Consider the following 10,741-nt stretch of genomic DNA (forward strand, 5'->3'; position numbering starts at 1 on the left):
TGCACCCCGGCTGGCAGCGGGGGGCGGAGCCTCATGGGCGCCGCCCGGCCCGCCCACGCGGGACCGGGCGACGGTCGTCCGGGGCCCGTTCGGGTCCCGCGCGGGGCCTGTGCCGGCGGCGAACGCACTGGCGGCCCGGGCAGCGGCGCACGTACCGCCGGGGCGGCCCTCGACGGCGGACGCGCCCCCGGCCGACGCCCGGTGTCTCACCCGGTCGGAGGGCCGTCGCAGGACAGTCGGGAAGGGGCGTGATCAGCTGGGGGTGTGCCGCCGCTCTCCGAGCCTGTCCGTCGTCTGGCCGCCTGGTGTGCGGTGGTGTTGCTCGTCGCCGGGGTCGGGTGGGTCGGTGTGCGGTTGTGCGGGGAGCTGCGTACGGCCGTGGTTCCCGTGCTGCTCGCCCTGCTGGGGACCGCGCTGCTGGGGCCGCTGTACCGGCGGATGGTGGCGGCGGGGGTGCAGCGCTCGCTCGCGGCCGGGCTGACCTGCGTCGCAGTCGTGGCCGTCGTCGGCGGGGCGGTCTACATCGTCGTCGCCGCGCTCATCGACACCGGCGACCAGATCATCGCCTCGCTCCGGCAGGCCGCCCAGGCCGTCACCCGGCACTTCGGCTCCGCCGGCACCGGCCTCGACGACCTCGCCGCCAACTCACGCAAGCTGCTCGGCGAGTTCGGCGGGACCGCGGCCTCCAACGTCATCAGCGGTGTCAGCGTGGTCGGCGAGAGCATCGCCATGGCCGTGCTCGCGCTGCTGCTGGTCTTCTTCTTCCTCCGCGACTCCCATCGCGCCGTCGACCTCCTGCGGGCCGTCGCGCCCGGCGGCACGGCCGACACCGCGGAGGCCGTCGCCCGGCGCGCCTTCACGGCGGTGGAGGGGTTCATGCGGGGGACCACCCTCATCGCCCTGATCGACGCCGTGTGCATCACCGTCGGCCTGCTGATCCTGCGGGTACCCGGCGCGGTCGGCCTCGGCGCGCTCGTCCTCGTCTTCGCCTACATCCCCTACCTCGGCGCCTTCATCTCCGGCGCGGTGGCCGTGCTGGTCGCCCTCGCCGACCGCGGCTTCGTCATCGCGCTGTGGGCGCTCGGGGTGGTGCTCGCGGTCCAGGTGCTGGAGGGACACGTGCTCCAGCCCGTCATCCAGAGCCGGACCGTGCAGATGCACCCGGCGGTGGTCATGCTGGCGATCACCGCGGGCGCCTCCGTCGCGGGGATCCTCGGCATGCTGCTCTCGGTGCCGCTGACCGCCGCCGCCTTCGGTGTCGTACAGGAACTGCGCTCACGTCACGCGGCGCCCGAGCCGTCGGACTCGTAGAGCTCGAACCAGATGCTCTTGCCGCGGCCCCGCGGCTCCACCCCCCACGCGTCCGCGAGCAGCTCGATCAGCACCAGGCCGCGGCCCGAGGAGGCCAGCTCGCCCGGCCGGCGCTTGTGCGGGAGGTCGTCACCGGCGTCCGTGACCTCCAGCCGCAGCCGGCGCCCGCCCGGCTCCCCGGTCACCTCGGCGAGCAGCAGCGCGTCGGCGTCGGTGTGCACCAGGACGTTGGTGACCGTCTCGGAGACCAGCAGCACCGCGGAGTCCACCTGGTCGGCCGAGCCCCAGTCGTGCAGCAGCTCGCGCAGGTGCCGGCGGGCCTCCGCGATCCGCTCGGGCTCGTCCTGCGCCACCGACAGCGCCGTGCGCCGCACCGCGGGCCGGACGGCCGCCGGGAGCGCCGCCAGTCCCCGGTGACCGCGCTGCGGCCCGCCGCCGTGCCCGGGGCCGGTTCGGTGACCTCCTGGAGGGTTCCGGTCAGCTCGTAGCTGTGCCGCTCGGGGTCGTAGGACGGCTTCGAGCGGCTGCGCACGACCCGCAGCACCCGCCCCTGCTCGTCCATGATTCGGATGCGCACCTCGGCCAGGGTGCCCTCGGCGACCGCCAGCCGGATCACGCCGGTGATCTCGTTCCAGTCGACCGGGTGGAGCCGGGCCCGAGTGTGCGCCTCCGTGAGGGTGGTCGTGCGCGCGGGCAGCCCGAGCAGTCGCGCCGCCTCCGCGTCCACGGTGACCAGGCCGGAAGCCGTGTCCCAGTGCCACAATCCCGTCGCGAGGGCGGCGAGGACGTCATTTACGGACGGCAGCGGCTCGCCCGTACGCATTGCCCCACTTCAGGAAGATCCGATCGATCGGTGCCACCGCGGGGAGCGCCGGGGAAAAGGTGGGGAGCCGATCTTGGCGTGCCCGGTACCCTTGATGGGTCCGGGCCCCGTGCCCGGCCCCCGCCGGAGCGGGAGCTCCGGCACTCATCACCCCACCACGAAGGACGATGAACGACGATGCATCGGTACAGGTCCCACACCTGCGGCCAGCTCCGCGCCTCTGACGTCGGCACCGACGTCCGGCTGAGTGGCTGGCTGCACAATCGGCGCGACCTGGGCGGCATCCTCTTCATCGATCTGCGCGACCACTACGGCATCACGCAGCTGGTGGCCCGTCCCGGCACGGCCGCCTACGAGGCCCTGGACAAGATCTCCAAGGAGTCCACGGTCCGCGTCGACGGCCAGGTTGTTTCACGTGGAACCGAGAACGTGAACCCCGACCTGCCCACCGGCGAGATCGAGGTCGAGGTCGCCGATGTCGAGCTGCTCGGCGCGGCCGCTCCGCTGCCCTTCACGATCAACAGCGAGGACGGGGTCAACGAGGAGCGGCGCCTGGAGTACCGCTTCCTGGACCTGCGCCGCGAGCGCATGCACCGCAACATCATGCTGCGCACCGCGGTCATCTCGGCCATGCGCCAGAAGATGGCGGTGATGGGCTTCAACGAGATGGCGACGCCGATCCTGTCCGCCACCTCCCCCGAGGGCGCCCGTGACTACGTGGTCCCCTCCCGGGTGCACCCCGGCAAGTTCTACGCCCTGCCGCAGGCCCCCCAGCAGTTCAAGCAGCTGCTGATGATCTCCGGCTTCGACCGCTACTTCCAGATCGCGCCCTGTTTCCGCGACGAGGACGCCCGCGCCGACCGCTCGCCGGGCGAGTTCTACCAGCTCGACATCGAGATGTCCTTCGTCGAGCAGGAGGACATCTTCCAGCCGGTCGAGAAGCTGATGACCGAGCTGTTCGAGGAGTTCGGCGGCGGCCGCCACGTCACCTCCCCCTTCCCGCGCATCCCGTTCCGCGAGGCGATGCTGAAGTACGGCTCCGACAAGCCGGACCTGCGCGCCAAGCTGGAGCTGGTGGACATCACCGATGTCTTCGAGGGTTCGGAGTTCAAGGCGTTCGCGGGCAAGCACGTGCGCGCCCTCGCGGTGCCGGACGTCTCCGCCCAGCCCCGCAAGTTCTTCGACCAGCTGGGCGAGTACGCCGTCGAGCAGGGCGCCAAGGGCCTGGCCTGGGTGCGTGTGGCCGAGGACGGTTCGCTGTCCGGCCCGATCGCGAAGTTCCTGACCGAGGCGAACGTCGCCGAGCTGACCAAGCGGCTCGCCCTGGCCCCCGGCCACGCCGTCTTCTTCGGCGCGGGCGAGTACGACGAGGTCTCCAAGATCATGGGCGCCGTCCGGGTGGAGGCCGCCAAGCGCGCCGGCCACTTCGAGGAGGGTGTCTTCCGCTTCTGCTGGATCGTCGACTTCCCGATGTACGAGAAGGACGAGGAGACCGGCGGGATCGACTTCTCGCACAACCCCTTCTCGATGCCGCAGGGCGGTCTCGAGGCCCTGGAGACCCAGGACCCGCTGGACATCCTCGGCTGGCAGTACGACATCGTCTGCAACGGCGTCGAGCTGTCCTCCGGCGCGATCCGGAACCACGAGCCGGACATCATGCTCAAGGCCTTCGAGATCGCGGGCTACGACCGTGAGACCGTCGAGGAGAAGTTCGCCGGCATGCTCCGCGCGTTCCGCTTCGGCGCCCCGCCGCACGGTGGCATCGCCCCGGGCGTGGACCGCATCGTCATGCTCCTCGCGGACGAGCCCAACATCCGCGAGACGATCGCCTTCCCGCTCAACGGCAACGCCCAGGACCTGATGATGGGCGCCCCGACCGAGCTGGACGAGTCCCGTCTGCGCGAGCTGCACCTGAGCATCAGGAAGCCGCAGCCGAAGTAGTACCGGGTGCCCGTGCGCGCCGATCTGTCCTGACTCGCTCTCGACGATCGGCGCGCACAGCCGTCTCCGGGCCCGGTGACGGCTTCCGTCCCTACGGTCCCGGCCCACGACCGAGACCCCTGGAAACGCGGGAGACCGGGAGCTGACCCGTCGTACGGCGCTCCCGTGGTGATCCGAGGCGTCAGGACAGGGACTTGTAACCGCCCCAGCCCGTCGCGATCTTCGTGCGGGCGCCGAAGGAGCCCTTGCCGTCACCGCTGTTGCGGTAGACGTTGCCGCCGCTGTCCCGCGAGACCAGGTCGGCCCTGCCGTCGTCGGTGAGGTCGCCGACACCGACCACCGCGTCGTACGAGGCGCCCCAGTCGGCGAACACCTTCGCACGGGCCGCGAAGGTGCCGTTGCCCCGGCCGTCGTACCGGTAGAGGGTGTTCGCCTTGTCCTGGGCGAGCAGGTCGCCGATGCCGTCGCCGTTCAGGTCGCCGGCGCCGATGACCTTCTTGTAGCCCTTCCAGTTGTCGTACAGCTTCACGCGGGCCGCCAGCCTGCCGTCGCCCGTGCCCTTGTGGAGGTAGACGGTGCCGGTGGAGGCGGCACGGCTGATCAGGTCGGGGCGGCCGTCGCCGGTGACGTCACCGGGCGAGGTCAGCACGTCGTACTGGGTCCAGCCGCTGCTCGCGAGGGTCGTGTACGACGTCTTCGGGGTGACCGCCTTGCCACAGCCCGGCTTGTACAGGCGCAGGGCGCCGCTGCTCAGCCGGACCAGCACGTCGTTGCAGCGATCGCCGTCGAGGTCGCCGAAGGGCACGGCCCTGACGCTCGTCGCCCAGCCGGTGCCGGTGGTCTTGTCGCCGAACCCGCCCGTGCCGGTACCGGCCTGGAAGGTCAGCCCGCCCGAGGAGTTGAGCGTGAGCAGGTCGCCCCGGCCGTCCGGGCCGTCGGGGCTGGTGAAGTCGTGCCGCACGGCGGCGCCCCGGGCCAGGAAGCCCTCGCCGGTCGCCACGGTGACCGCGCCGGCGGTGCCGGTGCCGGTGGCCTTGAGGGTCCAGGTGAACTCCCCGTTGGGGAAACGGACGTTCGTGGCCGTGGTGCCGTACCAGTCCGTCGCCACCCGGGCCGAGGACGCGCCCCCGGTGATCGTGTGGGTCATCCTGCCCGTCGGGCCGCTCTGCACGGAGGTGAACGTCGCCGACCAGGACGTGACCGGGCGGGACAGCAGCCATGAGCCCTCGAAACGCATGCCGGGGTCCACATAACCCGACGCCTCGGACTCGAAGGCCGTCACGGCCGACGGCGTGACGCCGGTGGTGGCGATGTGCGTCCGCTCGTACAGGTCGGTCCAGGCGACCAGGCCCGTGTACTCGTCCACGGTCCACTTGAAGCGGCGGTCCACGGCGAGGCCGGTGTCCTGGACGGCCTCGGCGATCACCCGGGTGGAGCCGGTGGCCGCCTCGGTCAGGACCAGGGTGTCGGCGGCGTGGTCGTGGCGGACGGTGAAACCGTCGCCCAGCAGCACGTCGCCACCGGGCACCGCGCGGGACGTGCCGGCCTTGGTGTCGTACACGCCCGCCGAGCCGCCGCCGCACGCCCAGTACACCCAGCGCCCGGCCGCCTGCAGCTCGTCCGGCACACAGCCGAGGCCGGGCACGGTGACCGTGGCCCCCGTGCGGTCCGTGGCGAGGTCGTACGGGGTGAGCTTGCCGGCGGTGGTCGTGGCGCTCCACAGCGTCGAGCCGTTCAGCGCGGCGGCGCGCACGGACCGCTTCAGCTTCTGGCCCTGCCCGAACTCGCCGACGTACTGCGCCGGGGAGGCCCCGCCGGAGTCGTAGACGGCGTAGTCGTCGGAGACGTCGACGATGGCGCCGCCCCGGGTGCGGAACTCCAGGGTGTGGTCGGAGGAGCCGTCGTTCATCGCGACCAGCCGGTCCGCTTCACTCTCGCCGCCGTCGTAGAACGTGCTGAGGAAGGCGTCGCGCGGGCCGTCGCCGCTGTTGCCCCACAGCACCGAGCAGTCGGCGCCCGCGTAGGGGCACACGGGGCTGATCGTGTCGCCGGCCTGCGGCTCGGAGGCGGTCAGCCGGCCCCCGGTCGTGGCGAGCGTGCGCACCGAGGTGGTGTCCATGGTGCCGCTCGGGTCGTCCTCGGCGACCCGCAGACTGCCCCGGCTGAGCGCGAGGCCCGTCTTGGCGTTCTCCGGCGCCGGGACCTGCGCCTCCTTCGTCAGGGTCAGCGAGCCGTCGGCGGAGCGGCTCACCCGCCGGGTCCACCAGTCGGTGGCGTCGGTGCCGCCGGTGACCAGGGCGCTGTCGCCGGACGCGTGCACCGCGTACGCGCCGGCCTTGGCCAGCAGGGTCTGCGACGAGCCGTCGGTGAGGGACACCGCGGTCAGCCGGACGCCGGTCCCGCTGCCGATGCCGCCGGACAGCGGCAGCAGCAGCCAGTCGCCGACGAGGACCGGGGCACCCTCCAGGTAGCCGCCCGGCGAGGGCAGGTCCAGCACCTGCTCGGCGCCGCCCGGGTCCGTGCGCGACTTCAGGCGCAGGTCGCCGGAGCCGAGGTCGTACACGCCGACGCGGTCGTCGCTCATGACGGTGACCGGGCGGGCGCCCACGGCGTCGAACACCTGAGTGGCCACGGCCGTGTCGGCGTCGAGGTGGTACAGGTCGGTGCCCACCTGGAACAGCGCGCCGTGCGCGTCGGCGGCCTTGACGGCACCCGAGGTGACGCGGGTGCCCGCGGGCGCGATGGCGCGGGAGCGCCACGTGCCGTCCACCCGGTCGTGCAGCGCCCGCTCGGTGATCACGGTCCGCCCGGCCAGTCCCCGGTACGCCTGGTCGGAGGTGAAGGCCGACGTCGTCCGGGTCGCCGGGTCCCAGAGGGCCACGGACCCGGCCTCCGGCAGCGCGACCAGGTCGCCGTCGGAGCCGTACCAGGCCTCCGGGCAGGTCGTCGAGCCCAGGTTCTCGCACACGCCGGCGGGCGCGTAGGCGCCGTCCGCCGTGCCGACGACCACGGTGGTGCCGGCGGAGTAGTCCGTCCACAGCAGTCCGGCGATCCCGCTCTGCCGGTGCAGGAATCCGCTCGCGCCGGCGACCAGGGGCCGGTCGGTGCGCGGACGGGTGGAGCTGGGGTCGGTCAGTGTGATCTCGGTGGTACCGGCCGCCGGGGCGGCCGGATCGGCCGAGGCGCCGCTCCCCGGCAGGACGGCGGCGGACACGGCCGCCACGGCGACCGCGAACGAGGAGACGGCCGCGGCCATGCCGCGCCGTCTAGGGGCGTGTCTGCCCACGTGAGGTTCCCTCCCCGCGAGGGCCCCCGCCCTCGCCAAGTGAGCGGACCCTATCAGGGCCTTTACCGGGCCTTTTACCGGGCTTGGGGAAGGGGTGGGTGAAGGCGCGGGGGCTCGGGTGGGCGAAGGTGCGACTGAAGGACCGTGTGGCGGGCCGGGGTCACTCGCCCGTGCCGGGATCGGGTTCGTCCTCGGGAGCGGCGCCGTCCTCCAGCAGCCGCTCGGCGATGTCGTCCGACCAGGCCTGCGCCCAGGCGCGCAGGGCGGCGACGCGCGGCTCGTCCAGCCCGTACCGCAGGAACTCCACGGCGGAGTAGAAGTCCGTGCCCGTCAGGCGGGACTGGAGGGTGGGCAGGTCGAAGGGGTCGTGGGCGTGCCTGCGGCCCAGTTCCTCCAGGTCCGGCAGGGAGAAGCGGGTGGCGGCGGCCTGCGCGTCGATCAGGTCGACGGCGGCGCCCCGGTCGTACAGGGCCCGGATCTTCGTGCCGACGGCGTCCTCGACGCAGAGCGCGGGGCCGTACGCGGTCAGCTCGGGCGGCTGCCAGAACGTCTCCTTGTGCAGGGTGAGGGTGCAGGGCTCGCCGCTCGGCGGGTCCGTGACCGTCAGCTCCGCGGTCCGCTCGGTGGTCCTCCCGGCCCGCACCAGCCGCCCCCGCGCCTCCAGGGCCGCGCCGACGGCACCGGCGATCCGGTCCATGGCCTTGGGGCTCTCGGTGGCGAAGTCGACGTTCGCGTGGGGACGTTCGAGCAGACCGTGCGCCTGCAAGGCGTAGCCACCGGCGAGCACGAGCCCGAACGGACCGCCGACGCCGACGACGTCGGAGAGGAGGCGGTGGTGGGGGGTGGGGAGGTTCACGACTTCCTTACAGCGTGTGGTCAGCCCTCGGTGCCGCCGAAGCGCTCCTTGTACGCCTCCAGGTCCTCGTCGGTGAGCTTCGCGAACAGGACCGGCGGGACGGTGAACGGGGTGCCGGCCGGGACCGAGGTCAGGGCCTTCGCCTCGTCCGTGGTCACCCAGGCCGCGGTGTCGTTCTCCAGGGAGAACGCCTCCCGCATGACCTTGGCCGTCGCCGGGATGAACGGCTCGGAGACCACCGCGTACAGGTGGATCAGGTTCATCGCCGTGCGCAGGGTGAGCGCGGCGCCGTCCTTGTCGGTCTTGATCTCCAGCCAGGGGGCCTTCTCCTCCAGGTAGGAGTTGCCGGCCGACCACAGGGCGCGCAGGGCCGCGGCCGCCTTGCGGAACTGGAGGGTCTCCATGTGCGACTCGTACTCCGCCAGGAGCGTCGCGATCTCCTCGCCGAGGCGGGTCTCCGCCTCGCCCGGGCGGCCGCCGTCGGGCACGTCGTCGCCGAAGCGCTTGCGGGAGAAGGACAGGACACGGTTGACGAAGTTGCCGAGGGTGTCGGCGAGGTCCTTGTTGACCGTGGCCGTGAAGTGCTCCCACGTGAAGGACGAGTCGTCCGACTCCGGGGCGTTGGCGATCAGGAAGTAGCGCCAGTAGTCGGCGGGCAGGATCTCCAGGGCCTGGTCGGTGAAGACGCCCCGCTTCTGCGAGGTGGAGAACTTGCCGCCGTAGTACGTCAGCCAGTTGAACGCCTTGACGTAGTCGACCTTCTTCCACGGCTCGCGCACGCCCAGCTCGGTGGCCGGGAACATCACGGTGTGGAAGGGGACGTTGTCCTTGGCCATGAACTCGGTGTAGCGGACCTCGGTGTCCACGTCGTACCACCACGACTTCCAGTCGCGGTTCTCCGGGTCCTGGTCCGCCCACTCCTTGGTCGCGCCGATGTACTCGATCGGGGCGTCGAACCAGACGTAGAAGACCTTGCCCTCGGCCGCCAGCTCCGGCCAGGTGTCCGCCGGGACCGGGACGCCCCAGTCCAGGTCACGGGTGATGGCGCGGTCGTGCAGGCCCTCGGTCAGCCACTTGCGGGCGATGGAGGAGGCCAGCTGCGGCCAGTCCTCCTCGTGCCGGGAGACCCACTCCTCGACCTCGTGCTGGAGCTTGGACTGCAGGAGGAAGAGGTGCTTGGTCTCGCGGACCTCCAGGTCCGTGGAGCCCGAGATCGCCGAGCGGGGGTCGATCAGGTCCGTGGGGTCGAGGACACGGGTGCAGTTCTCGCACTGGTCGCCGCGGGCCTTGTCGTAGCCGCAGTGGGGGCAGGTGCCCTCGACGTAGCGGTCCGGCAGGAAGCGGCCGTCGGCCGGGCTGTACACCTGGCGGATGGCGCGCTCTTCGATGAAGCCGTTCTCGTTCAGCTTGCGGGCGAAGTGCTGGGTGATGTCCCGGTTCTCCGCGGAGGAGCTGCGGCCGAAGTAGTCGAAGGCGAGCGCGAAGCCGTCGTAGACGGCCTTCTGGGCGTCGTGCGCCTGGGCGCAGAACGCGTCCACCGCGAGGCCCTGCTCCTTGGCGGCCAGCTCGGCGGGGGTGCCGTGCTCGTCGGTCGCGCAGATGTACAGGACGTCGTGGCCGCGCTGGCGGAGGTACCGGGAGTACACGTCCGCCGGGAGCATGGACCCCACCATGTTGCCCAGGTGCTTGATCCCGTTGATGTACGGAAGGGCGCTGGTGATGAGGTGTCGAGCCATCGGGGGCTGCTCCCAGGTCGCTACGGGTACGAACCTTGAAATCGTAGCCGACGTGTGTATGCCGCCCGCTTCCGTTTTACGGGGTGAGAAGCGGGCGGCACGGTTTGTGCGGGGAGCTACGCGCTGTTACGGCAGGTCACGGGCGCCATACGGCGAGTACGCCCTCGTACAGCTCGACGTCCGTGAGTTCGCGCGGGGTGGGGCCCGCGTGGAAGAAGGACGTGTTGTCGGTCTTCAGCTTGCGCAGGTAGTCGAAGGCCTTGTTGTCGTGCTCGCCGAAGGCGACGAAGGAGAAGAACACCGAGGGGTGGTTCTTCGCGGCCTCGGTGAGGGACTGGGTGGCGGGGGTCTTCGCGTCCGGGGCGCCGTCCGTCTGGAAGATCACCAGGGCGGGGGCGGCGGGGTCCGCGTTCTTCTCGTGGTGCGCGAGGACCGCCTCCACGGCGGCGTGGTAGCTGGTACGGCCCATGCGGCCGAGGCCGGCGTGCACGTCGTCGATCCTGGTCTCGTGGTCCGCGTCGAGGGTGAGGTCGGTGGTGCCGTCGACCTCGGTGGAGAAGAAGACGACGTGGACGGTGGCCTCGGGGTCCAGGTGGGCGGCGAGGGCGAGGGTCTGGTCGGCGAGGGCCTGGGCGGAGCCGTCCTTGTAGTACGGGCGCATGCTCGCGGAGCGGTCGAGCACGAGGTAGAGCTTCGCTCGGGCGCCGGTGAGGTCGGTCTTCTTGAGGGTGGTGGCCGCGGCCTTGTAGGCGGTGGTGAGGGATGGGGTGCGGGACTTGATCTTGGTG

General features: G+C 71.8%; 6 protein-coding genes and 1 pseudogene. 2 read left to right on the top strand and 5 right to left on the bottom strand.

Annotated elements, in window-relative coordinates; translation table 11 throughout:
- Positions 1–264 precede the first annotated feature (264 nt).
- Entirely contained in the window at positions 265–1,311 is a 1,047-nt protein-coding gene (locus V7E45_RS34650; protein WP_333778220.1) for an AI-2E family transporter, read from the top strand.
- Here V7E45_RS34650 and V7E45_RS34655 read toward each other — a convergent pair.
- Positions 1,281–2,134: pseudogene (locus tag V7E45_RS34655) on the bottom strand (ATP-binding protein). The gene V7E45_RS34650 and the pseudogene V7E45_RS34655 sit on opposite strands and share 31 nt — an antisense overlap.
- Positions 2,135–2,311: 177 nt before the next feature.
- On the opposite strand from V7E45_RS34655, the gene aspS reads away from it, so the two are divergent.
- Positions 2,312–4,075 (top strand): aspartate--tRNA ligase, encoded by a 1,764-nt coding sequence (gene aspS, locus V7E45_RS34660; RefSeq protein ID WP_333778221.1) that lies wholly within the window; start codon positions 2,312–2,314, stop codon positions 4,073–4,075.
- Positions 4,076–4,256: 181 nt separating this feature from the next.
- On the opposite strand, the gene V7E45_RS34665 is transcribed toward aspS, so the two are convergent.
- From V7E45_RS34665 to V7E45_RS34680, 4 genes are all read right to left on the bottom strand, one after another.
- On the bottom strand, positions 4,257–7,331 hold the full coding sequence (locus V7E45_RS34665) for an FG-GAP repeat domain-containing protein (protein WP_333778222.1): 3,075 nt from the start codon (positions 7,329–7,331) through the stop codon (positions 4,257–4,259).
- 190 nt (positions 7,332–7,521) lie between these two features.
- The gene (locus tag V7E45_RS34670) at positions 7,522–8,217 is read right to left on the bottom strand and encodes a hypothetical protein (RefSeq protein WP_333778223.1); all 696 of its coding nucleotides are present in this window, start codon (positions 8,215–8,217) and stop codon (positions 7,522–7,524) included.
- Between the two features lie 20 nt (positions 8,218–8,237).
- Entirely contained in the window at positions 8,238–9,953 is a 1,716-nt protein-coding gene (gene metG / locus V7E45_RS34675; protein WP_333778224.1) for a methionine--tRNA ligase, read from the bottom strand.
- 136 nt (positions 9,954–10,089) lie between these two features.
- On the bottom strand, positions 10,090–10,741 hold a 652-nt coding region (locus tag V7E45_RS34680; RefSeq protein WP_333778225.1), incomplete at its 5' end, for a VWA domain-containing protein.

The organism is Streptomyces sp. IBSBF 3136 (assembly GCF_036815105.1).
In the GTDB taxonomy this organism is placed as follows: domain Bacteria; phylum Actinomycetota; class Actinomycetes; order Streptomycetales; family Streptomycetaceae; genus Streptomyces.

What these genes read in the sequence shown, in the direction of transcription:
- metG (WP_333778224.1), bottom strand. Translation starts at nt 9,953, where the DNA reads ATGGCTCGACACCTCATCACCAGCGCCCTTCCGTACATCAACGGGATC.
- V7E45_RS34665 (WP_333778222.1), bottom strand. Translation starts at nt 7,331, where the DNA reads ATGGCCGCGGCCGTCTCCTCGTTCGCGGTCGCCGTGGCGGCCGTGTCC.
- aspS (WP_333778221.1), top strand. Translation starts at nt 2,312, where the DNA reads ATGCATCGGTACAGGTCCCACACCTGCGGCCAGCTCCGCGCCTCTGAC.